At 71.4% G+C, this 22993-nt stretch carries 18 protein-coding genes; 13 read left to right on the top strand and 5 right to left on the bottom strand.

Annotated features, from left to right (window positions below):
- Nucleotides 1–95 precede the first annotated feature (95 nt).
- The 4 genes from ABZX79_RS13155 (at nucleotide 96) to ABZX79_RS13140 (ending at nucleotide 8121) form a co-directional block, all read left to right on the top strand.
- Complete coding sequence (locus tag ABZX79_RS13155) at nucleotides 96–2792, top strand: protein kinase (protein ID WP_355255411.1); 2697 nt, start codon at nucleotides 96–98, stop codon at nucleotides 2790–2792.
- 75 nt (nucleotides 2793–2867) lie between these two features.
- Nucleotides 2868–4526: a serine/threonine-protein kinase gene (locus ABZX79_RS13150; RefSeq protein ID WP_355255408.1), complete on the top strand. Its 1659-nt coding sequence runs from the start codon at nucleotides 2868–2870 to the stop codon at nucleotides 4524–4526.
- A 142-nt stretch (nucleotides 4527–4668) separates the two neighbouring features.
- Complete coding sequence (locus ABZX79_RS13145) at nucleotides 4669–6285, top strand: succinic semialdehyde dehydrogenase (RefSeq protein ID WP_355255405.1); 1617 nt, start codon at nucleotides 4669–4671, stop codon at nucleotides 6283–6285.
- Nucleotides 6286–6324: 39 nt separating this feature from the next.
- A complete protein-coding gene (locus tag ABZX79_RS13140) occupies nucleotides 6325–8121 on the top strand; it encodes a GMC family oxidoreductase (RefSeq protein WP_355255402.1) in 1797 nt (598 codons plus the stop codon).
- 101 nt (nucleotides 8122–8222) lie between these two features.
- Here the strand turns inward: ABZX79_RS13140 and ABZX79_RS13135 are convergent, their stop codons facing one another.
- Together ABZX79_RS13135 and ABZX79_RS13130 are read right to left on the bottom strand one after the other, a co-directional pair.
- Nucleotides 8223–9431, bottom strand: coding sequence for an LAETG motif-containing sortase-dependent surface protein (locus ABZX79_RS13135; RefSeq protein ID WP_355255399.1), 1209 nt, complete (start codon nucleotides 9429–9431; stop codon nucleotides 8223–8225).
- A gap of 744 nt (nucleotides 9432–10175) precedes the next feature.
- Complete coding sequence (locus ABZX79_RS13130; protein WP_355255396.1) at nucleotides 10176–10484, bottom strand: chorismate mutase; 309 nt, start codon at nucleotides 10482–10484, stop codon at nucleotides 10176–10178.
- A 315-nt stretch (nucleotides 10485–10799) separates the two neighbouring features.
- Between ABZX79_RS13130 and guaA the strand changes: the two genes are divergently transcribed.
- The 5 genes from guaA to ABZX79_RS13105 all read left to right on the top strand — a co-directional run bounded on the left by guaA (nucleotide 10800) and on the right by ABZX79_RS13105 (nucleotide 16091).
- The gene (gene guaA, locus ABZX79_RS13125; protein ID WP_355255393.1) at nucleotides 10800–12383 is read left to right on the top strand and encodes a glutamine-hydrolyzing GMP synthase; all 1584 of its coding nucleotides are present in this window, start codon (nucleotides 10800–10802) and stop codon (nucleotides 12381–12383) included.
- 119 nt (nucleotides 12384–12502) lie between these two features.
- On the top strand, nucleotides 12503–13114 hold the full coding sequence (locus ABZX79_RS13120) for a Uma2 family endonuclease (RefSeq protein ID WP_355255390.1): 612 nt from the start codon (nucleotides 12503–12505) through the stop codon (nucleotides 13112–13114).
- A 49-nt stretch (nucleotides 13115–13163) separates the two neighbouring features.
- The gene (locus ABZX79_RS13115; protein ID WP_355255387.1) at nucleotides 13164–13970 is read left to right on the top strand and encodes a class II aldolase/adducin family protein; all 807 of its coding nucleotides are present in this window, start codon (nucleotides 13164–13166) and stop codon (nucleotides 13968–13970) included.
- A 111-nt stretch (nucleotides 13971–14081) separates the two neighbouring features.
- Nucleotides 14082–15347, top strand: coding sequence for a hypothetical protein (locus ABZX79_RS13110; protein WP_355255384.1), 1266 nt, complete (start codon nucleotides 14082–14084; stop codon nucleotides 15345–15347).
- A gap of 246 nt (nucleotides 15348–15593) precedes the next feature.
- Nucleotides 15594–16091, top strand: coding sequence for a DoxX family protein (locus tag ABZX79_RS13105; protein WP_355255703.1), 498 nt, complete (start codon nucleotides 15594–15596; stop codon nucleotides 16089–16091).
- A 165-nt stretch (nucleotides 16092–16256) separates the two neighbouring features.
- Here the strand turns inward: ABZX79_RS13105 and ABZX79_RS13100 are convergent, their stop codons facing one another.
- On the bottom strand, nucleotides 16257–17603 hold the full coding sequence (locus ABZX79_RS13100; protein ID WP_355255382.1) for a PspC domain-containing protein: 1347 nt from the start codon (nucleotides 17601–17603) through the stop codon (nucleotides 16257–16259).
- An 87-nt stretch (nucleotides 17604–17690) separates the two neighbouring features.
- Nucleotides 17691–18491, bottom strand: coding sequence for an SDR family oxidoreductase (locus tag ABZX79_RS13095; protein WP_355255379.1), 801 nt, complete (start codon nucleotides 18489–18491; stop codon nucleotides 17691–17693).
- A gap of 164 nt (nucleotides 18492–18655) precedes the next feature.
- Here ABZX79_RS13095 and ABZX79_RS13090 point away from each other — a divergent pair, with 164 nt between their 5' ends.
- From ABZX79_RS13090 to ABZX79_RS13080, 3 genes are all read left to right on the top strand, one after another.
- Nucleotides 18656–19258 (top strand): TetR family transcriptional regulator, encoded by a 603-nt coding sequence (locus ABZX79_RS13090; protein ID WP_355255376.1) that lies wholly within the window; start codon nucleotides 18656–18658, stop codon nucleotides 19256–19258.
- Between the two features lie 63 nt (nucleotides 19259–19321).
- Nucleotides 19322–20614 carry a PspC domain-containing protein gene (locus ABZX79_RS13085; RefSeq protein WP_355255373.1) on the top strand — a complete coding sequence of 431 codons (1293 nt, stop codon included), beginning with the start codon at nucleotides 19322–19324 and terminating at the stop codon, nucleotides 20612–20614.
- Complete coding sequence (locus ABZX79_RS13080) at nucleotides 20611–21306, top strand: response regulator transcription factor (protein ID WP_355255370.1); 696 nt, start codon at nucleotides 20611–20613, stop codon at nucleotides 21304–21306. The genes ABZX79_RS13085 and ABZX79_RS13080 overlap by 4 nt, the downstream gene beginning before the upstream one ends.
- Here the strand turns inward: ABZX79_RS13080 and ABZX79_RS13075 are convergent.
- On the bottom strand, nucleotides 21284–21652 hold the full coding sequence (locus tag ABZX79_RS13075; protein WP_355255367.1) for a MerR family transcriptional regulator: 369 nt from the start codon (nucleotides 21650–21652) through the stop codon (nucleotides 21284–21286). The genes ABZX79_RS13080 and ABZX79_RS13075 overlap by 23 nt on opposite strands.
- Before the next feature lie 69 nt (nucleotides 21653–21721).
- Here ABZX79_RS13075 and ABZX79_RS13070 point away from each other — a divergent pair, with 69 nt between their 5' ends.
- A complete protein-coding gene (locus ABZX79_RS13070; RefSeq protein WP_355255364.1) occupies nucleotides 21722–22993 on the top strand; it encodes an MFS transporter in 1272 nt (423 codons plus the stop codon).

The raw sequence follows: 22993 nt of genomic DNA, 5'->3' as shown, positions 1-22993 counted from the left end.
ATCGTGAGAGCTCGTGGACTGACCGTACGCGACCGGAATTGACGACTTGGTGCGGTCGGGCCGAGTCGGGGAACAGTGCGCTCTGGGGAGGCGTCGTGGACGACTACGCGGGACGGGTACTTGCCGACCGCTACCGCCTTCCGCTGCCGCCTTCCGACGCGTACGAACTGGTCGAGACCAGGGCATTCGACACGTACAGCGGGCAGGAAGTCCTCGTCCGTCAGGTGCCGTTACCCGAGGTCGTCGACGCGGAGTTCCTGGACGGTGAGGGCGGCGGTGCGGCGGCGCAGCGGCGCGCGGCCGGGCGTACGACGCGGCGGCCGACCGACCCTGCCGTGCGGCGGGCCATCGAGGCGGCGCAGGCCGCCGCGCAGATTCCCGACCACCCGAGGCTCGACCAGGTCTTCGACGTCTTCGCCGAGGGCGGCTCGCTCTGGATAGTGAGTGAACTGGTCGCGGCGCGGCCGCTGGCGGCGCTGCTCGCCGAGAAGCCGCTGAATCCCTACCGGGCCGCGGAGATCGCCGCCGACGTGCTGACTGCCCTGCGGGTGCTGCACGCGCATGGCTGGACCCACCGGAACATCACCGTCCGCACGGTGCTCGTCTGCGACGACGGCCGCATCGTCCTGACCGGGCTCGCGGCCGGCGCGGCGGAGGAGGCGCTCTGCGGATACGCCCCGGTGCCGGGGCCGACGGAGTCGGCGGTGGACGCGGAGGAGGGCGGCGGCAGTTGGGGAGTCCCCGGATCGCCTCCGGGACACGAGGCGGCCGCGTCGTACGGCGGCGCTGCTGCTTCTGCTCCCGCTGCCGATCCCGGCTCCGGTGTTCGTACCGCGTTGCCGGCGGGTGGCGGGAGCCCCGCCGCCGAGGTCCGCGCCGCGCGCGCCGGAGCCATCGCGGCGTACCGCGCGGGAGCCCGTGCGGCGGCCCGGGTCAACGAGGAGCAGCGCCCGGGCGGCACAGGCTCGCTCCCGGTCCAGCGCCCGGCGCCGCGTCCGGCCGGGGGCCCGCGCGCCATCAGCCCGTACGTCGACCTCGACCCCGCTCCCGCGCCCGCTGAACTCGCCGGCACCCGGCAGGACGGCACCCGCGCCGGTACGCGCCCCGGCGCACCCGGCACCGCGAGCGGCTGGCACTCCGGGCCCGGCGCGGCGCCGAGCGCCACCCCGGAAAGCCGCCCCCCGGGCGCCCCCGGCGACTTCGACGACTCCTGGCACGGCGCCGTGCCCCGGTCCGCCGCAGGCGACGGAATGCGAGCCGACGGCCTACGACGCGGCCAGGACCAGGGCCAGGCCCAGCAGCAAAGCCACTCCCCAGCCCCCGCCGGAGCCGAGGCGCACGCCTCTCCCGCACAGGGCCAGGCCCGGAGCTGGGACGAGTTCGTGGCGGGCGGGCACGTTCCCGCGTATCAGGGGCCCGCCACCCCGCTCGCCGCCGAGCGGGCCCGGCAGGCGCGGATCGCCGTCGTCGGCGCCGTCACCGAGCGCTGGGCGCCCGAGCAGGCCGGCTCCGTCCACGAGAACTGGCAGCTGGCCCCGCCCATCGGCCCCTCGACCGACCTCTGGGCCCTGGGCGCGCTCCTCTTCCGTACCGTGCAGGGCCACGCCCCGTACCCGGAGGAGAGCGCCATAGAGCTGGTGCAGCTCGTCTGCGCCGAGCCGCCCGCCTTCGCCGAGGAGTGCGGCCCGCTGCGGCCCGTCGTCGAGTCGCTGCTGCGTCAGGACCCCACCGAGCGCCCCGACTTCGAGGAGCTGCGCGGCTGGCTCCGCTCGCTCGTACGGTCCGCGCCCGAGCCGGAGGCCGGTGCGGACATCGTGCCGCTGCCGTCCGTCGACGCCGCGCGCCTTCCGATCGTGCGCCGCCGCGGCGAGCTCGTACGCAAGCGCCGCGCCGGATCCTCGTCGGACGTGCACGGCCGCCACCGGCACAAGAAGACCAAGGCCGGGCGCAAGGGGGACCAGCGAGAGCCGCAGCTTCACCATGAGCCACGGCAGACACGGGAGCCGCGCGCTCCGCGTCCTCCGCGCGAGCCGAGGATCAAGGAGCCGCGGATTCAGAAGAAGCAGCGCGGCGGCCCGCGTTCACTCGGGCGTACGCTCCTGATCCTGATCCTCCTCGGTCTCGTCGCCGCGCTCACCTACGCGTTGGTCTTCATGCCGAAGGCCGGTGAGCAGGACCAGGACGGCAGTCAGGGCGCCCCGAAGAACGCGGGCGACGCCCGGAGCACCGGCGCGCCCACCACCCCCGGCCCCTCCGCCGGGACCGCGTCCACGCCGCCGCCTGCGCGGAAGACACCCAGCTCCCAGCAGGCGCAGACGTCCGTCCCGGCCACCGATGTCGCCAAGGGGTACAAGCTCGTCAAGGACCCCGAGGGCTTCCAGACCGTCGTCGGCAAGGACTGGGAGCGGCGCCCGGTCAACGACGCCGGCCAGGTGCGGTACCGGGGCGGCGACTTCGAGCTGGTGATCGTCCCCGGCCGCGACTCCGTCAAGGACAACGGCAGTGACCCGATGGACTACCAGCTCAAGAAGGAGCGTGAACTCCAGCCCGTCAGGGACTCCTCCTGGTCGACCCAGAACGGCCTGCGCCGCATCGACGTGGGCCGGCAGGCGATGGCGGAGGGTCAGTTCACCTGGCAGGACAGCAGCGGGCGCGATGTGTACGTCCGTAACCTGGCGATGATCGTCGGCGACCGCTACCACGTCGTCCAGGTGATCGGGCCGGAAGCCCAGCGCGACGAGATCACCGAGATCTACGAACAGGCCACGGCGGCCTACCGGCCTACCGGGTGACGGGCGGCTGACCGGCCGCCGCTTGGGGCTCTTGGACGCCGGGCAGGGACTGGAGACGTGGACCACTCACACGGGATGACCGGGGGAACCGAGGACGGGGCGGACGGGGGCGGCAGCCGCCTGATCGCCGGGCGGTACCGTCTCGGCGACCGGCTGGGACGCGGCGGCATGGGCACCGTCTGGCAGGCGACCGACGAGCTGCTCGGCCGGCAGGTCGCCGTCAAGGAGCTCCACTTCGGCGGCGACGAACCCGGCCTGCCCGCCGCCGACGCGCAGCTGCGGCGCGAGCGGGCGCTGCGCGAGGCCAGGACCGTGGCCCAGCTGGTCCACCCGCATGTGATCGTCGTGCACGACATCGTCGAGGACCCCGGCACCGAACTGCCGTACATCATCATGGAGCTGATCGACGGCGACACGCTCGCGGAAAAGATCGCGGCCGACGGCCCCGTCGATACCCGCGAGGCCGCGCGGATCGGCCTTGCCCTGGTCGGCGCACTCCGCGTCGCCCACGAGCGCGGCGTACTGCACCGTGATCTCAAGCCCGAGAACGTCCTGCTGGAAGCGGGCAGCGGCCGCGTCGTCCTCACCGACTTCGGGATCGCCCGGCTCGACGGCGGTACGACGATCACCGACGCCGGGTCCTTCGTCGGATCCCCCGAATACACCGCCCCCGAGCGGATGGAGGGCGTTGCCGCCGGCCCGGCCTCCGACATGTGGTCGCTCGGCGTGCTGCTGTGCACGGCGGTGAGCGGCGAGTCCCCTTTCCACCGCGACTCCCTGGGCGGCGTCCTGTGCGCCGTCATGCACGACCCCATCCGGCCGCCCGCCGCCGCGGCCCCGCTGCTTCCCGTCGTACGGCGCCTTCTGGAGCGTGATCCGCAGCGCAGACTCGGCGCGGCCGAGGCGGAGCGGCTGCTGCTCGCGTACCTCGTGACGGGCACCACGCCCAGGGCCGCGACGCCGTACGGGACTACGCAGCCGTACGGGACCACCCAGCCGTACGTCCCGCTCGCCCACAAGGTGGCGCGCCTGCGGGGTGGCGGCCTCCGGAGTGGCGCCGTGCGGGGCGGCGGTGTCCGGGGCGCGATCGTCGCGGGCGTTCTCGTCGCCGTGATGGCGGCGGCGGGCGCGGCGACGGCGACGCTGTTCCTGCGCGACGGTGACGGCGACGGCGACAGCCAGGGCGGCGGCCGTACGGACAGCGCGCACACCCGTACGGTCACCTCGACCGTGTCGACGGGTACCGGCGACGGGGGACCCACCCGGACCGGCACGGGCGACCCCGGCCGCATGCCCCCGCCCGGTTACCGGAGGGTGACCGACCCGGCGGGCTTCAGGCTCGCCGTTCCCGAGGGCTACCGGCGCTCGGCCGACGACAACCAGGTCTCCTACCTGTCGCCGGACAGGAGCATCAGGATCGGCGTGCGCCAGCAGAGTCCCGTAGCGGGCGGCCCGCTCGGCGCGATGCGGCTCGCGCACACGAAGGGCCCGGACACGCACCCCGGCTACCGCGCCGGCAAAGTCACGCGGACCACGCACAACGGGCTGGCGGCCGCGCTGTGGGAGTTCGTCCGGGACGGCCTCGAGCCGGGCGACGAGGACCTGCACACGTACGACCTCTGCTGGGAGGAGGGCGGTCTGATGTACGAGGTGTCGGTCTCGGCGCCGGTCCGCAGGCAGGACGACGGCAAGCGGCACTTCGACACCGCCCTCGACTCGTTCGCCCGCGGATAGACCCGCAGCCGTGCCCAAGGGCCGGCACAAGCCCCTGATCAGGGGTTATTTGCCAGTGAACACTGGCGCGGTGGTGTGGGGCTGGTGAAAAGGCGTTACCGGCGGGTACCAAAAGGCGCGCGGGAGGCTTACTCTCCCCCTCATGACGGACTCGCAGGCCCCCGCAGCCGCCCTCGGTACGAACCCACTCGCCGCAGCCCCCGCAGGTGCGCGCACCGCGGCCGATGTGGTCACCCCCGAGGTGGTCGCACAGCTCACGCGTGACGTGGTCGGCTCCGGCCGCACCGCGAACCACACGCCCTTCACCGGCGAGAAGCTGGCGGACCTGCCGGAGTCCACCCCCGAGGACGTCGCCACCGCCTTCGCGCGGGCGCGCGCCGCCCAGCCCGTCTGGGCGGCCATACCCGTACGCCGGCGCGCCGCGATCCTGCTCCGCTTCCACGACCTGGTCCTGGAGCGCCAGGCCGAGGTCCTCGACCTCATCCAGCTGGAGACCGGCAAGGCCCGCCTGCACGCGCACGAGGAGGTCCTGGCCGTCGCCATCGCCGCCCGCCACTACGGCCGCAAGGCCGCGTCGTACCTCAGGCCCAAGCGGCGCACCGGGGCGATCCCGACCCTGACGAAGGTCACCGAGCTGCGCCAGCCGCGCGGTGTCGTCGGCCAGATCGCCCCCTGGAACTATCCCTTCGAGCTGTCGATCGGTGACGCGCTGCCCGCCTTCGTCTCCGGCAACGCCGTCGTGATGAAGCCCGACACCGAGACCGCGCTGACCGCCCTGTGGGCCCGCGACCTCCTCGTCGAGGCCGGGCTGCCCGCCGAGGTCTTCCAAGTCGTCCTCGGCGAGGGCCCGGTCGTCGGCCCCGAGATCGTCAAGCACGCCGACTACGTCTCCTTCACCGGCTCCACCCGCACCGGCCGCGAGGTCGCCCAGGGCGCCGCCGCCCGCCTCATCGGCGTATCCCTCGAACTCGGCGGCAAGAACGCCATGCTGGTCCTGGAGGACGCCGACGTCGAGAAGGCGGCGGCGGGCGCCGTCCGCGCCTGCTTCTCCTCCGCCGGACAGCTGTGCATCTCCATCGAGCGGCTGTACGTCCACGAGTCGATCGCCGACGACTTCGTGGCCCGGTTCGCCGCCCGTACGAGGGCGATGCGCCTGGGCACGTCCCTCGCGTACGGCGCCGACATGGGCTCCCTCGTCGGGGAGCGCCAGCTGGAGAACGTCAAGCGGCACGTAGAAGAGGCCGTCGCCAAGGGCGCCACGCTCGTCGCCGGCGGCGTCGCCCGCCCCGACATCGGCCCGCTCTTCTTCGAGCCGACCATCCTGGACGGCGTCGAGGCGCCGATGGCGGTGTGCACCGAGGAAACGTTCGGCCCGGTCGTCTCCATCTACCGGTTCACCGACGAGGACGAGGTCGTCGAGCAGGCCAACGCCACCCCGTACGGTCTCAATTCGAGCGTCTGGACCAAGAACGGCAAGCGCGGTCACGCGATCGCCGCCCGGCTGCGCACCGGCACGGTCAACATCAACGAGGGCTACGCCCCGGCGTACGGCAGTGTCCAGGCGCCGATGGGCGGCATGAAGGAATCCGGACTCGGCCGCCGGCACGGCTCCGAGGGCATCCTCAAGTACACCGAGGCCCAGACCGTGGCCCACCAGCGGCTGATCCCGATGGCCCCGTCCTTCGGCATGGACGACGAGCAGTACGCGGCGTTCATGAGCACCAGCCTGAAGGCGCTGAAGCTCCTGCGTTTCCGCTGATCCAGATTGCTGATCCAGGTTTTTTGACGAGGAGCGCCAATGCCACAGGAGAGCTCTGTGTACGACTACGACGTCATCGTCGTCGGATCCGGCTTCGGCGGCTGCGTATCGGCCCTGCGCCTGACGGAGAAGGGCTACCGGGTCGGCGTCCTGGAAGCGGGCCGCCGCTTCACGCGTGAGACCCTGCCCAAGACCTCCTGGGACATCAAGAACTACCTCTGGGCACCCGCGCTCGGCCTCTTCGGCATCCAGCGCGTACACCTGCTCGGGAACGTCATGGTGCTGGCGGGCGCGGGTGTGGGAGGCGGCTCCCTCAACTACGCCAACACGCTGTACGTACCCCCCGCTCCCTTCTTCCAGGACCAGCAGTGGGCGGACATCACCGACTGGCAGGACGAACTCGCGCCGTACTACGACCAGGCCAAGCGCATGCTCGGGGTGCGGCTCAACCCGACCATGACGCCGTCCGACGTACACCTGAAGGCGACCGCCGAGGCCATGGGAGTGGGCGACACATTCCACATGGCACCGGTAGGTGTCTTCTACGGCGACGGGCAGGACGCCGACGGTGATTCAACGGCCGGGCCCGGCACGGAAGTTCCCGACCCCTACTTCGGTGGCGTGGGCCCGTCCCGCAAGGCCTGCACGGAATGCGGCGAGTGCATGACCGGCTGCCGGCACGGCGCGAAGAACACCCTCAACGAGAACTACCTCTACCTGGCCGAGAAGGCCGGCGCGGTCGTCCACCCCATGACCTCCGTCGTCGGCCTCACCGAGCACCCGGACGGCGGCTACCGCGTCGCCACCGTCCCCACCGACGCCCGCCGCAAGGCCAAGCCCCGCACCCTGCGCGCACGCCAGGTCGTCGTCGCCGCCGGTACGTACGGCACGCAGACCCTCCTGCACACCATGAAGGACCGCGGCGACCTCCCTCGCATCTCCGCGAAGCTGGGCGAGCTGACCCGCACCAACTCCGAGGCCCTCGTCGGCTCGCAGACCACCGACCGCCGCTACCGCAAGAAGCACGGCGCGAAGACCGGCGCGAAGAAGGCGGACTTCACGCGGGGCGTCGCCATCACGTCCTCGATCCACCCCGACGCCAACACCCACATCGAGCCGGTCCGTTACGGCAAGGGCTCCAACGCGATGGGCGCGATGTCCATCATCCAGGTGCCGTACGCCGACAAATTCCCCCGCGCGCTGGGCTGGCTCGGCAACGTCGCCAGACACCCGCTGCTGACCCTGCGGTCGCTCTCCAACCACCGCTGGTCGGAGAAGACCATCATCGGGCTGGTCATGCAGTCGCTGGACAACTCCCTGACGACGTACCGCAAGCCGGGCGGCATCGGAAAGGGCCTGCTCACCGCCCGCCAGGGCCACGGCGCGCCCAACCCGAAGCAGATACCCGAGGCGGCGCGCGCCGCGAGCATCCTCGCCGACGAGATCAACGGCTTCGCGGGCAGCAACATCGGCGAGCTCATGGGCACGCCGCTGACCGCGCACTTCCTGGGCGGCTGCCCGATCGGCGCCTCGCCGGAGAAGGGCGTCATCGACCCGTACCACCGGCTGTACGGACACCCGGGCATCTCGGTGGTGGACGGCTCGGCCGTCTCCGCCAACCTGGGCGTCAACCCTTCGCTGACGATCACCGCACAGGCGGAGCGGGCCATGTCGTACTGGCCCAACAAGGGCGAGCCGGACGCCCGCCCGGCGCAGGACGCGGCGTACGAGCGCCTCGCGGCGATCGAACCGAAGGCGCCGGCGGTGCCGAAGGAGGCCTTCGGCGCGCTGAAGCTGCCGTTCCTCGGCATACCGGCGGTCCCGCCCAAGAGTTGAGCGGGCAGGCAAAAGGCGCTGCACCCCCCTCCGAGTGCAGCGCCTCTTGCCGGTCCTCCACCGAGTCCCTACCGGTGTGTCACCGGGTCATACGGGCCGTGTCAGGCCTCGGAACCGGCCTGGCGGCGGCGTACGACGAACATCGCACCGACGCCGAGCGCCACAGCCGCGCCGCCCGCGAGGGCGAACATCGGCACCGCGGACGAGGAACCCGTCTCGGCGAGGGCGCCGGTCACGGCCGGGACCGTGCTCTCGGTCGGCTTCTCGCTCGGGACCGGGGCCTTGCCGCCCTCCGTGGGCTTGGTGCCCTCCGTGTCGGTACCGGCCGCGACGATCTCGAACTTGTACGAGACGTCGGCGAAGCCGGCGCAGTCCTCGTCACCGGTGTAGAAACCCGCGCCGAGGGTGAACGCGGTGCCGGCCGGCGCGCTGGCCTTGACGTTCAGGCGCAGCTTGATGTCGACTTCGTAGCCGGCCTCGATCTTGCTGGACTCGCCGACGTAGCCGACGGCGTTGCCCTCCTGGTCGACGAGGTCGTCCCAGGTGTTGAGCTCCTCGTTGTACGCCTGCAGCGTCACCTGGCGGGACTTGATGAGCTCCATGCCGTCCTTGTCGAAGGACGCCCCGGCGAAGTAGTAGACGTCCGAGACGTCCGTGTCCGACGAGTTGTAGACGTTCAGGCTGAACTGGCGCCAGCCGCTGCCCGCGGCGATCTTGCCCGGCAGACCCTTGACCGCGAGTTCGAGGTCGGAGTTCTCGCAGATGCCCCAGTCGTCCTCACCGGGGTCGGTGTCGGGGTCCTCGTCGCCGGGCTCGGTGCCGGGCTCGGGGTCCACGGGCTCCTGGCCCGGGTCCTCCTCGCCCTCCGGGTCGGTCTCGCTGCCGGGGTCGACCGCCGGGTCCGTGGCCGGGTCCGGGTCACCGGCGGGGTCGGTGACCGGGTCCGTCCCGGGGTCCGTCGGCGGCTCCTCCACGGAGGGGTCCGTGTCGGACGGGTCGGGGTCACCGGCGGGGTCGGTGGCCGGGTCCGTCCCGGGGTCCGTCGGCGGCTCCTCCTCGGACGGGTCGGTCGCGCCGGGGTCGGTGGCCTCGCCCGGGTCCGTCTCGGACGGGTCGGTCGCGTCGACCGGGTCGTTCTCCTCGGCCGGGTCGGTCGCGCCGGGGTCGGTTGCCTCGCCCGGGTCGGTCGTCTCGGTCTGCGAGGTGGTGGTGGGCTCGCCCTCGGCGTACGCGGCCGGCGCGGCCAGCAGAGCGGCGGGAGCTATGACGGCTGTCGCAGCCGCAAGGGCCATGGCGCGGCGAAGCTTCATGTAGTCCTCAGAAAGTCTGGCGTACCGCGCAGAGCTGCGGCACGAGATGTGAGGGCCGCCGTGGCGTGGGGGTGCACAGGTGGCCGTTGGTTCGCATGGATGACCTGTGACGGGCGTAAAGGGTTGCCCGGAATCTCATGGGTTTCTCATGTGGCGTGCGTCACGTGGCCGCCGCGCCGCCCGGCAAGGCACATCGCCCGCGCAAAGCGAAGGGCCCCGCGGAAGGGGGAGATCCGCGGGGCCCCAGGCCGTCAGCACCGGCGTCAGGGCAGCGCCGGTGCCGCGGGGGCGGCGCCGGGGGGTGCGCCGCTGGCTCTTGAGGTGAAGCTGGGGTGGAGCTGAGTGGAGCTGAGTGGAGCTGAGTGGAGCGTGCTGAGGGCGACCCGGCGCACGAGGGGCGCACGGTCGGTGTCGAGTGCGCGGGCTGCCTTTGCATCGTGCGGGATCTGCCGCGGCGGGCGCAACAGTTTCGACGACATCCCGGGACCCGGCCCAGTGACACGGCCGGTCGGTTCCGGGCGTCCCCGGAACCGACCGCCTTGGGTGACCGGGCTGCTGTCCCCTGCCGACCGGTCACGCGCGCCGGGACGAGGTCCCACGACGCACTTGCAGTACGCCGCACGCCCCGGCGGAGCCACGCGTGGTTCTTTCCTGCGGGCCCGCCCCTGGCTGGCGCGGACACCGGGACCAACGAGGCCCCGCGGGGCCCGGTCACGCGCCGTACGGGTGAGGATGCGCCCGAACTCAGATGCGGCCCCGGCACAGCTCCAGCATCGTCATCGCGAGCGCCGTGCCGGGCTTCCCGAGAGCGTCCCTGTAGTGGCCGAGGACCTCCATCTCGCGCGACAGGTTCACGCGGCGTCCGCCCGAGGTGATGCGGGCCTCCTGGATGACGGCCGAAACGGCCATCCGTTCCTGGATGAGACCGATGATCCTGTCGTCGAGCGAGTCGATGCGCTCCCGGGCGTTGCCGATCAGGTCCGCGGCCTCGTCGGTGCGGGCGCCGGTCTTGTCGGCGGCGGTGACGGCGGCGGTGCTGGTGCTGGTGCTCATGTCCGTATCTCCTCTATGTGAAGGGGTACGGCCCCCCGGGGCGGCGGCCAGGCCCGGGAATGACAGAACGCCCCGGGCCTTGTCGGCCCGGGGCGCCTGTGAAGTCGCTTGTCAGTTGCTCAAGCAGCTCGACCATGGCACCGGTCGGACCGGGTGCCATAGGTAAAGAGGAAGCTCAGCTGCTTGTGCATGGGTCCAGTATGTCCTGGCGCCGGCGGGCGGCCAAAGCCCGGTTCGTATGGTGAGACAAGGGGAATGTCGCGTCCCCGTTAGAATTGACAGTCCCGACACCCTTCACCGCCGGAAGGCCGCCCCGTGCCAGCAGTGCCCCCCGCCGCCCCCGACGCCGTCCTCGTTGTCGACTTCGGCGCGCAGTACGCCCAGCTCATCGCCCGCCGTGTCCGTGAGGCCCGCGTCTACAGCGAGATCGTCCCCAGCACCATGCCGGTGGCGGAGATGCTGGCCAAGAACCCCAAGGCGATCATCCTCTCCGGCGGCCCGTCCTCCGTGTACGAGGACGGCGCCCCGACCCTCGACCGCGAGATCTTCGAGGCCGGTGTCCCCGTCTTCGGCATGTGCTACGGCTTCCAGCTGATGGCCACGACGCTCGGCGGCGCGGTCGACGACAACGGTGCGCGCGAGTACGGACGTACCCCTCTCGCCGTCTCCAAGGCCGGCTCCACCCTCTTCGAGGGCACCCCGGTCGAGCAGTCGGTGTGGATGTCGCACGGCGACGCCTGCTCGGCCGCGCCCGAGGGCTTCACCGTCACCGCGTCCACGGACGTCGTGCCGGTCGCCGCCTTCGAGAACGACGAGAAGAAGCTGTACGGCGTGCAGTACCACCCCGAGGTCATGCACTCCACGCACGGCCAGCAGGTCCTGGAGCACTTCCTCTACCGGGGCGCGGGCATCGACCCCGACTGGACCACGCACAACGTCGTCGAGGAGCAGATCGCCGCCATCCAGGCACAGGTCGGCACCAAGCGCGCCATCTGCGGCCTGTCCGGCGGCGTGGACTCCGCCGTCGCGGCAGCGCTCGTCCAGAAGGCCATCGGCGACCAGCTGACGTGCGTGTACGTCGACCACGGTCTGATGCGCAAGGGCGAGACCGAGCAGGTCGAGAAGGACTTCGTCGCGGCCACCGGCGTACAGCTGAAGGTCGTCGACGCGCAGGAGCGCTTCCTGAACGCGCTCGCCGGGGTCTCCGACCCCGAGGAGAAGCGGAAGATCATCGGCCGCGAGTTCATCCGCGTCTTCGAGCAGGCCCAGGCGGAGATCGTCGCCGAGGCCGGCGCGGAGGGCGAGGACGTCGCGTTCCTCGTGCAGGGCACGCTCTACCCGGACGTCGTCGAGTCCGGTGGCGGCACCGGCACTGCGAACATCAAGTCGCACCACAACGTGGGCGGCCTGCCCGACGACATCGAGTTCGAGCTCGTCGAGCCGCTGCGCCAGCTCTTCAAGGACGAGGTCCGGATGGTCGGCCAGGAGCTCGGCCTCCCGGAGGAGATCGTCCAGCGTCAGCCGTTCCCCGGCCCCGGCCTCGGCATCCGCATCGTCGGCGAGGTCACCAAGGAGCGCCTGGACCTGCTGCGCGAGGCCGACGCGATCGCCCGCGAGGAGCTGACGGCGGCCGGTCTGGACCGCGACATCTGGCAGTGCCCGGTCGTTCTGCTCGCGGACGTACGGTCCGTGGGCGTCCAGGGTGACGGCCGGACGTACGGCCACCCGATCGTGCTGCGCCCGGTCTCGTCCGAGGACGCGATGACGGCGGACTGGACGCGGATGCCGTACGACGTACTGGCGAAGATCTCGACCCGCATCACGAACGAGGTCGCGGACGTGAACCGCGTGGTGCTCGACGTGACGAGCAAGCCGCCGGGCACGATCGAGTGGGAGTAACCCCCACCGCTCAGCAAGGTCAACGCCGTCGCCGTCGCTCATTCGTTTGGGCGGCGGCGTTGTCGTTCCCGGTGGGTACGCTGACTTTGCACGCGAGACTCCGTCGCATGGGAGCAATCATGAGCGCCGCGCCCGAGTACGAACTGGACGAGCAGTACAACTATCCAGTACCCCCGGCGGGCGGCTGGACTGCGGACGATCTCGACCGGCTTCCGAACTTGCCCAGGCGTACTGAGCTGATCGACGGGAGCCTCGTCTTCTTGAGTCCGCAAACTACCTTCCACATGCGCACCATGCGTCTGCTGGAGAACGCTCTCCTGGATCAGGTTTCGGACGAGCTCGACGTTTTTCGGGAGTTCAGCATCAAGCTGAACAAGCGAAACCGGCCTGAGCCGGACGTCCTCGTGGTTCCGATCGGAGCGGATACCGGCCCGAAGAGCACCTACCTCAAGCCCGAAGACGTCATCTTGGCTGTCGAGGTCGTCTCCGAGGACTCAGAAGAGCGCGACCGCGAGGTCAAGCCCCGGAAGTATGCCGGGGCAGGCGTGCCGCACTACTGGCGCGTGGAAGAGAACGATGGCCTTCCTGTCGTGTACGTCTACGAGCTCGATCCGGCGCTCAAGGCCTACGTTCCAACGGGCATCCACCACAACAGGCTCAAGCTGACAGTCCCGTTCGACATCGATATCGATCTCACGGCGATCAACCGCCGTCGGCGTGCCGGCGACTGATAACGCACGCCTCTGTTCAGCTCCCGTACCGCGCGGTAGCTTCCGGCCCATGAGTGAGATACCCGCGCCCGTACCGGTTCCGGTTCCAGTTCCCGTCGAGCAGCTGGCCTTCGCGATGCCGCCCACCCACGCGACCGCCGCCGAGGAGCGTCAGTACCGCAAGGAGCGGCTCGCGGGAGCGCTCAGGCTGTTCGGGCGGTATGGGTACGAGGAAGGCGTCTCGGGGCACATCACCGCGCGCGACCCGCAGCACGCCGACTGCTACTGGGTGAATCCCTTCGGGCTCGCCTTCGCCGACATGACCGTGAGCGACCTGATCCTCGTCAACGGCGACGGGCAGGTCGTCGAGGGCGCCCGCCACGTCAACCAGGCGGCGTTCATGGTCCACGCACGGGTCCACCGGGCCAGGCCGGACGTCGTGGCCGTCGCCCACACCCACTCGATCCACGGCCGTGCGCTGTCCGCGCTGGGCGAGCTGCTCGATCCGATCACGCAGGAGGCGTGCGCGTTCTACGAGGACCACGCGCTGTACGACGCGTACACGGGCGTCTCCGTGGACGAGGCGGAGGGGCGGTGGATCGCGGGCGCGCTCGGGCCCCACAAGGCCGTCATCCTGCGCAACCACGGGCTGCTGACCGTCGGGGACTCGGTGGACGCGGCGGCCTGGTGGTTCCTCGCGATGGAGCGCTGCTGCCAGGTGCAGCTCGCCGCGCGGGCGGCGGGACGGCCCGTACTGATCGACCACAAGGACGCGGTCGCCACGCGCGAACAGCTGGGCAGCGACCTCGTCGCGTGGATCAACCACCAGCCGCTGTGGCGCCGGATCAGCCGCACCGAGCCGGAGCTGTTCGGGTAGCACTCGGGTAGCACTCTTTCGGGTGGAGCGCGGGCCTCCCTCCGTACGGCACAATTCCCCTACACCGGAGGGAAGTTCCCTTCAGCGGGTTCGAGAGGGCGGAAAACTTCCGTGGCTGTGCAAGAGGCAAGACAGAGCACGCACAGTGGCGGTTGCACGTGCGGCGACTGCCCGCACGGCGCCCGCGAGGGCCACCGCCGTGCCGTTTCCGCCTTCCTGGCCAAGCGCGACGGTCTCGCCGCAGGTCAGGGGCTGCCCGCCGCCGTCGCGCACTCCGCCGGTGCCTCGCGCCAGTGGGTGTCGGACGAGCTGACGCAGTCGGCCCGCGCTGTCGCCGAACGCAGCCGCGAGGCGGGCGAGGCGTGGCTCGCCATGGTGTGGCGCAGCACGCTGTTCGTGGTGTGGGGCGGGGTGATCGTGCTGCTGCTCGCGGAGGCGTTCACGGCCATCGGCGCCGGCTGGACACCGGCCCGCACGGCGGGGCTGATCGCGGCGCTCGTCACTGCCGCCCTGCTGACCGGCGCGGCGCGCATGCACCGGGCGCGCGGTGGCCTGCTCGCGCCCCTCATCGGTGAGGACAACCGGCTGTCGACCTCGCGCGCCGTCGCCGCGAGCTGGGTGCTGCTCATCGTCTTCGCGGTGCTGGTGATCGCGATCCAGCTGGCCGGCGCCTCCGACCACGCCGACCGCGACGCGCTGATCGCCGGCCTCGAACTCGCCCGTGGGCTCGGCATGCTGACCGTCCTCGCGCTGACCTGCGCGATCGCCGTCGTCGTACGTCACGTGGTGACCGTCCGGGTCCTCTCCCAGCGCCTGCAGAAGGTACGGGCCGACCGCCCCCGCGCCGCCGACCTGCTCACCGATGACGCGGGTCGCGGCAACTTCGCCGACGTGCAGTACGTCCTGGTGAGCGCGGTCGCGGTGGTCTTCGCCGCCGTACGTCTCGCCCGGCGTCCCGAGCAACTGCCCGATCTGCCGTGGGGCCTGGCCGTACTGGTGGCGGTCTCGGCGGCGACGTACTTCGCGGGGAAGTTCGCGGAGGGCGGCCGTCCGGTGGTCCTGTCGGTCGTGCGGGCCAGGGAGGCGGGCGATCTGGACGCGCCGATCCGTACCGGCGACGACATCGAGATCCGCGGCGCGGGCTTCGTACCGCCGGGCGCGGGGACCCCTGACCGGCTGGCCCGGATGGTCGTACGGATCGGCACAGTGCACGTCCACGTCCCGCTGATCCCGGTGCCCGGTGGCTTCGCCAACCCGACGGACACGGTGCTGACGGTGCCCGTGCCGGTGGAGGTCGAGCCGGGGCGGGTGGATGTGCAGGTGGTGACGGCGGCGGGCGCGGAGACCGACCGGGTGACGATCGACGTCACCGACTGAGCGGCCGGCCGACTGAGCGGCCGGCCGACTGAGCGGCTGAGCAGCACCCTTCGCGACCTGCCGTTTGAGCCGGATCACCGTTGCATACGTATCCCTCTTCGAGGGGCGCGGGAAGAATCGCGCCCGCGCCGTACGGGCGGCGCTGACTCTTCGGAGAGGCGGGACCAGACCATGAGCCACGGGTATCGAACCGGCGGCAACGGCAGCATGGCGGGAACGGGCACGGGCATGAGCGCGGACAGGCGCATGGGCATGGGCGACGGGCCGCACGGGCGCGGCGGCCTGCGGGCCACGGCGCGGCGCTACTCGCTCCTGCCCCTGCGCGTCTTCCTCGGGGTCACCTTCATCTACGCGGGCCTGGACAAACTGACGGACAGTCAGTTCATGTCCGCGAGCGGCACCGGCTCGGTCGGCGAGATGATGCGCGGCGTGCGCGACACCTCGGCCATCCCCGCCCTCGTGGACCTCGCGCTCAAGAACCCCGAGGGCTTCGGCTACGCCATCGGCTTGGGTGAACTCGCCGTCGGCATCGGCACGCTGATCGGACTGCTCGCCCGCCTCGCCGCACTCGGCGGGGCGCTGATCTCGCTGAGCCTGTGGCTGACGGTGAGCTGGTCGTCCGACCCGTACTACTACGGGAACGACCTGATCTACCTCATGGCCTGGCTCCCGCTCGTGCTCGCGGGCGCCGCGTTCGTCTCCGTCGACGCGGCCCTGGCGGCGCGCCGCCGGCGCACGCTGTAGGTCACCCAGCTCACCGCGCCCGCGAGCAGCAGCCCGAGGCAGATGACGGGGAGCGCGAGGTAGGCCGGGACCTGCCATGCGCCCGCGGCGTCTGCCGTGTACGCCGCTGCCGTGCCCAGCACGACGAGGCCGCTGATCAGCTTGCCGGGCTTGAACTGGTGCGCGTCACTTCGCGGCACGGGTCACCTCCACCTGTCCGACGCCGACTTCCAGATGCAGCTGAAGTGTCCCGGCGGGCTCGCTGCCCTGCGGTCGCCCGTTGGCCGGCTCCGGTTCTGGCTCCAGTGTCCGGCGCCGGTCCTGGTCCGTCCGTACGTCGAAGTCCTGTCGCTTCTCTCCCGGCAGCTGGATGTCTCCGACACCCACCTTCATGCGCAGTTCCACCCTCACGTCCTTCGGTACGACGACCCTGAGCTGCCCCGCACCGACCTCGGCCCGGGTGGCCACCGACGAGTCCGCCGGCACGCGTACGCCGCTGAGGTCGAGCGTGCCCACGCCCGACCCGAGCTCGTACCCCGGCCGCACGTCCGAGGCCGAGGCCGGCTTCCAGTCCGTACGCATCCAGTCCGTGGAGATCTGCTTCGGCAGCGCGGCGGCGCCGGCCAGCATCAGCGCGGTGATCACGGTGAGCAGAATCGTGCCGGCGCTCGTACGGCCGCGGAACGCGCTCACCGTGATGCCGAGCCCGAAGACGGCGAGCGCGCAGGACAGGCCGAGCTGGAGGCTCGTGCCGAGCGGCTCGGCGTCCCACGACAGGCCGGTGCCGAGCGCGGCCGCCAGTACCGCCAGCAGGAACACCCGGCCGCCGATGCCGCGCGGCCCGCGCGTCGCGGGATCGCGCCGCTGCTGCGGGGGAAGGACGGGGGCCGTACCCCGGTCCCGGGCCGGCGCCTCGTCCACGACCGCGTCCTCGGGCCCCCACAGATAGCCGGTGCCGACCGGGCCCGTCGTGCCGTCCTTGACGATGGGGTCCCGCCACCAGGAGGGCGCCCCGGGTACGGGCGGCGCCTGCGTCTCCGGTGGCGCGACGGCGGCGGCCTGTGCGGCCACCGGGTCGACCGGGCCGGTTTCGGGGTCGGTGAGGCGGCGGCGCTGCGACCAGTAGGCGGCGCCGGCGAGGGCGATGGAGAGCAGCACGGCGAAGCCGAGGACGCTGCCGTTGTTCAGCATCGAGAGGAAGAGTCCGCAGCCGACGAGGGCGAAGAGCACGGCGATGAGCGTGGCGCCGTCCACCCGGCCGGTCAGCAGGCGACGGGCCTCGTTCTCGTCCTCGCCGTCGAGGGGGATGAAGAGCCAGGCGAAGCCGTAGAAGATCAGGCCGAGACCGCCGGTGGCGGCCAGGAGGCCGAGACCGATCCGGAAGATCACCGGGTCGAGGTCGAAGTGCCGGCCGAGCCCGCCGCACACGCCGCCGACCATCTTCTGCCGCTTGCTGCGGCGCAGCGGCAGTGGCGGTGGCGGTGGGTCTCCGGCGGATGCCGGGGAAGCGGCGGCGTCGTACGGCTGTGTCATACGTCCATGGTGAGGGGCGGTACGGCGCCGCGGCACCCGCCCCGACCCTGGACGATCCCTGATTTCCACCCCGAGTGCTGTGCCCGGTCAGGCGGCGGGCTCCAGGACCTTGCGGGTGATGCGCTCGGCGACGGCGGTGACGAGCGTGCGCGAACGGCGGGGTGAGAGGTGGGCCGCGACGGCGTTGCCGAGGCCCGGCGTGACGTAGGCGCGGTTGCGGTCGAGCGCGGCCAGGGCGGCCCTGACGACGGGCTCGGGAGTGGTGAAGTTGCCGGTCACGGCCGCCTTGCGGGTGCCGATGGCGTCGAAGAAGGCGGTCTCGACGGGCCCGGGGCACAGGGTCGTGACGCGGATGCCGCGGCGGCGGTACTCCTGGCGGAGTGCGAGCGAGAAGTTGAGGACGAACGTCTTCGTGGCGCTGTAGACGGCGAAGTACGGGCTGGGCTGGAAGGCGGCGGTGGAGGCGACGTTGAGTACGCCGCCGGAGCCGCGAGCCAGCATGCCGGGCAGCAGTTCGTGGGTGAGGTCGACGAGCGCGACGACGTTGACCATGAGCTGGTCGTGGTCGCGGGCGCCGGAGATCTCCTCGAACCGGCCGCAGGTGCCGAAGCCGGCGTTGTTGACCAGCAGATCGACGGTGAGCCCGCGCTCGGTGAGGGCTGCACCGACGCGGCGTGCGGCGTCCGGTTCGGCGAGGTCCTGGACGAGGACGTGGGCGCGTACGCCGTGTTCCTTGCCGAGCCGCTCGGCGAGGGCGTGGAGCCGGTCCTCGGAGCGGGCGACGAGGACGAGGTCCATGCCGCGGGCGGCGAGCTGGGCGGCGAACTCGGCGCCGAGTCCCGAGGAGGCTCCGGTGATGAGGGCGGTGGGGTTGGTGGGGTTGGTCATGAGGGTGTCCTTCCGGCGTTTATTCAGGGGAACTTGCGACCGACTTGCAACATCAGAGTAGCAATTAAATTCCTATCTGCAACAGCAGTGATGCAGATAGCGAGGTAGCTGTGGCGGTGGCGTATCATTTGGTGAGTTTCGAAGCGGATGTAGGAGGACGACCCATGGACGGGACCCGCACGGCCGGACGGCCGCTGCGAGCGGACGCGGAGCGCAGTGTGCGCGCGATCCTGGAGGCCGCCGAACGTGTCCTCACCGAGGACGCGACCGCCTCCATGGAGCAGATCGCCGAGGCCGCCGGGGTCGCCAGGACCACCGTCCACCGCCGCTTCGCCAGCCGTCAGGCGCTGATCGACGCGCTCGCCGATTCGGCCGTACGGCAACTGGTGCAGGCCATCGACGACGGGCGCCCCGACACCACCCCACCCCTGGTGGCGCTGCACCGGATCACGGCCAACGTGCTCAGGATCAAGGGCTCATGGGGCTTCGCGCTGGCGCAGACGCACGCCCCCGAAAGCCCCGCCGCCCAGGCGCAGCAGGACATCACCAACCGCTGCATGGATCTCCTCGCGCGCATGCGCGACAAGGGCCTGCTCGACCCGGCCGCCGACCTCGACTGGGTACGCCGCGTGTACTACGCGCTCATCGGCGAGGCCGTCCAGGACGGAGCCGCCGGCGCGGAGCCGGACGCGCTCGCGACCCGGGTCGTCGACACGTTGCTGTACGGGCTCGGGGCGCGCGGGGGCGACAGGCCCGCAGCCCGCTAGTCAGGGGAATGTGGGGGACCGACCCTGATGCCCTGGCCCACCCGTACATGTGACCATCGGGGCATGCCAGTCGCCACGCCCCGCCGAGCCGCGAGCTCCCACGGCCCCGAACCGGAGGAGTCGCAGCCGCGCAAGCTCTACCGCAGCGCCGAAGGGCGGATGCTCGGAGGTGTCGCGCGCGGGCTCGCCGGGCATCTCGGACTGCCGGTGGTCTGGGTGCGGATCATTTTTCTCGCGCTCTTCCTCTCGGACGGTCTTGGCGCGGTGCTGTACGCCGTCTTCTGGTTCGTGGTGCCGCTCGGCGTCGGTGGCGTGGACGCGCCGCGCTCGGCCTTCGAGACCGCACCCGACGGGCGCCGCAAGCTCCGTAAACCCGACAAGGGCCAGGTCTTCGCACTCTTCGCGCTGCTCGTCGGCGCCCTCACCTTCGTCACCAACGTCGACGTGGGCGGCCAGGCCGGGCGGTACGTGTGGCCGGCGCTGCTGATCGGCCTCGGCGTCGTACTCGTCTGGCGCCAGGCCGACAACGCGCGCCGCGCCCACTGGACGGAGACGCCCCGCCGTCGCCGGATGCTGCAACTGGCACGCGGCATGGCGGGCGTGGCACTGGTCGGCATGGGCCTGACCGCGTTCCTGGTGGTACGGGGCTCCGCGGCGCAGCTCGGCAACGTACTGACGGCGGCGCTGGCGGTCGTCACCGGCATAGCGCTCCTGGCCGGGCCCTGGCTGGTGCGTATGACCCAGGACCTGTCCGAGGAGCGCCTGATGCGCATCCGCGCCCAGGAACGCGCCGAAGTCGCGGCGCATGTGCACGACTCGGTGCTGCACACCCTGACGCTGATCCAGCGCAACGCGGAGGACCCGGGAGAGGTACGGCGCCTGGCGCGGGCGCAGGAGCGGGAACTGCGTAACTGGCTCTACAAGCCGGAGGGCAACGGCAAGGAGGAGTCCGAGGAGCCCACCACCCTTGCCGAAGCGGTCAAGCGGTCGGCGGCGGAGGTCGAGGACAAGCACGGCGTACCGCTGGAGGTCGTGGTCGTCGGCGACTGCCCGCTCGACGACAAGCTGATCGCGCAGATGCAGGCCGCACGCGAGGCAATGGTGAACGCCGCCAAGTACGGTGGCGAGGGCGGGGCGGTGCAGGTCTACGCGGAGGTCGAGGGCCGGACGGTATTCGTCTCCGTACGGGACCGGGGGCCCGGGTTCGATCTGGATTCGGTGCCGGACGACCGTATGGGCGTACGAGAATCGATCATCGGCCGTATGCAGCGCAACGGCGGCACGGCGAGGCTGCGTTCCGCGCCCGACGGGGGCACGGTGGTCGAGCTTGAGATGGAGAGGGCGGCGGACGCATGACCGAGACCACGACCGAGAGCGGCAGCGAGGCACGCAGGGTACGGGTGGTGCTGGTGGACGACCACCGGATGTTCCGTACGGGAGTGCAGGCGGAGATCGGGCAGACCGAGACGACCGGCGTCGAGGTGGTCGGTGAAGCCGCCGACGTCGACCAGGCGGTCACGGTCATCACGGCGACCCGGCCCGAGGTCGTCCTGCTCGACGTCCACCTGCCGGGCGGCGGCGGCGTAGAGGTTCTGCGCCGGTGCGCGCCGATGATGGGCGCGGTGGAGAACCCGGTGCGGTTCCTGGCGCTGTCGGTGTCGGACGCGGCGGAGGACGTGATCGGGGTGATCCGGGGCGGGGCGCGGGGGTACGTGACGAAGACGATCACGGGCGCGGATCTCGTCGACTCCATCTTCCGCGTACAGGACGGCGACGCGGTGTTCTCGCCCCGGCTGGCGGGCTTCGTGCTGGACGCGTTCGCGTCGACGGACGCGCCGCCGGTGGACGAGGACCTGGACCGGCTGACGCAGCGGGAGCGGGAGGTGCTGCGGCTGATCGCGCGGGGTTACGCGTACAAGGAGATCGCCAAGCAGCTCTTCATCTCGGTGAAGACGGTCGAGTCGCATGTGTCGGCGGTGCTGCGCAAGCTTCAGCTCTCGAACCGGCATGAGCTGACGCGGTGGGCTACGGCGCGCCGGCTGGTGTGACGGTCTGGAGGTACTCGTCCATGGCGTCCCTGTTGCGGATGAGGCACTCGATGCGCTCGGTCATCCGGTCGCGTTCGCGTTGCAGCGTGGCGAGCATCTCCGGTGTCGCGTCGGGGAAGTGGATGACGCGGGGCTTGTCGAGGCAGGGGAGGATCTGCTTGATGATGCGGGTCGGCAGCCCGGCGTCGAGCAGCCCTCTGATCTGCATGACCCGGTCGACGAAGCGCTCGTCGTACTCGCGGTAGCCGTTGGGGGAGCGGTCGGCGGCGATCAGGCCCTGCTCCTCGTAGTAACGCAGCAGTCGCCGGGGTGTGTTGGTGCGCTCCGAAAGCTCTCCGATTCGCATGTGACCTGCCTCACATCTCGCTGGCCGCGTTGACCCTCACATCAATGTGAGGGTTCGAGCATACCGAGCATGCGAAACCACACAACAGAACTCACCCAATTCGACTCCGACTCCGACTTCGGATCCGGATCCGGATCCGGATCCGGATCCGAAGCCAAGCCCCAGAAACTGCCGCTGCCCGCCCTCCTCGCGCTGGCCACCGCCGTCTTTATCACCAGCCTGACCGAGACGCTGCCCGCGGGTCTGCTGCCGGCGATGAGTGCCGACCTGGGCGTCAGCGAGTCCGCGACAGGCCAGACCGTGACGGTCTACGCGATCGGGACCGCCCTCACGGCGATCCCGCTGACCGCGGCCACGTCAGGGTGGCGGCGCAAGCGGCTGCTGCTCACAGCGATGGCCGGATTCGCCGCAGCCAACACGGTCACGGCGCTCTCCGAGAACTACTCCCTCACCATGGTGGCCCGCTTCGTCGCCGGAGTGGCGGCGGGCCTGGCCTGGGCGCTGCTCGCCGGTTACGCCCGCCGCATGGCGCCCGTACACCTTCAGGGCAAGGCGATCGCGATCGCCATGGCCGGGATACCGGTCGCCCTGTCGCTGGGCGTGCCGGCCGGGACCTTCCTGGGCAAGGCGCTCAGCTGGCAGGTGGCGTTTTTGATGATGACGGCGCTGACTGTCGGCCTGCTGGGGTGGATCACCGTGACGGTCCCGGACTATCCCGGCGAGCGGCGGCAGGACGGCCGCCGGGCGCCGGTTCTGCGGGCGTTGCGCGTGCCGGGCGTAAAGCAGGTGCTGTTCGTCACCTTCGCCTTCGTGCTGGCCCACACCGTGCTCTACACCTTCATCGCCACGTTCCTCGCCCGGCTCGGCATGGGCGACTCGACCGACCTCGTGCTGCTGGTCTTCGGCGCCGCGTCCCTGGTGAGCATCTGGATCGTGGGCGCGCAGATTAACCGCCGGTTGCGGGCGCTGACCGTCGCCAGCACCGTCCTGGTGGCCGTGGCGGCCGCGATCCTGGCGGTGCTGGCCGACAGTCCCGCCATGGTGTACGTCGCGGTGACGCTGTGGGGGCTCGGATGGGGAGGCGCGCCCACCCTCCTGCAAACCGCCGTGGGTGACGCGGGGGGCGACGCGGCGGACGCCGCGCAGGCCATGCTCGTCACCTTGTGGAACGCGGCCATGGCGGGCGGTGGGCTGGCCGGCGGGATCCTGCTCGACCGCCTCGGCCCGACCTCCTTCCCGTGGAGCGTCCTTGTGCTGCTGTTGCCGGTGCTGCTGGTGGTGACGGCGGCTCGGGTGCACGGCTTTCCGGCGCAGCGGCGACGTACGAGCGCGACCTCATGA

It is taken from the genome of Streptomyces sp. NPDC002994, from assembly GCF_040611155.1.
GTDB lineage: Bacteria > Actinomycetota > Actinomycetes > Streptomycetales > Streptomycetaceae > Streptomyces.
This window is presented reverse-complemented; position numbering and strand designations above follow the sequence as displayed.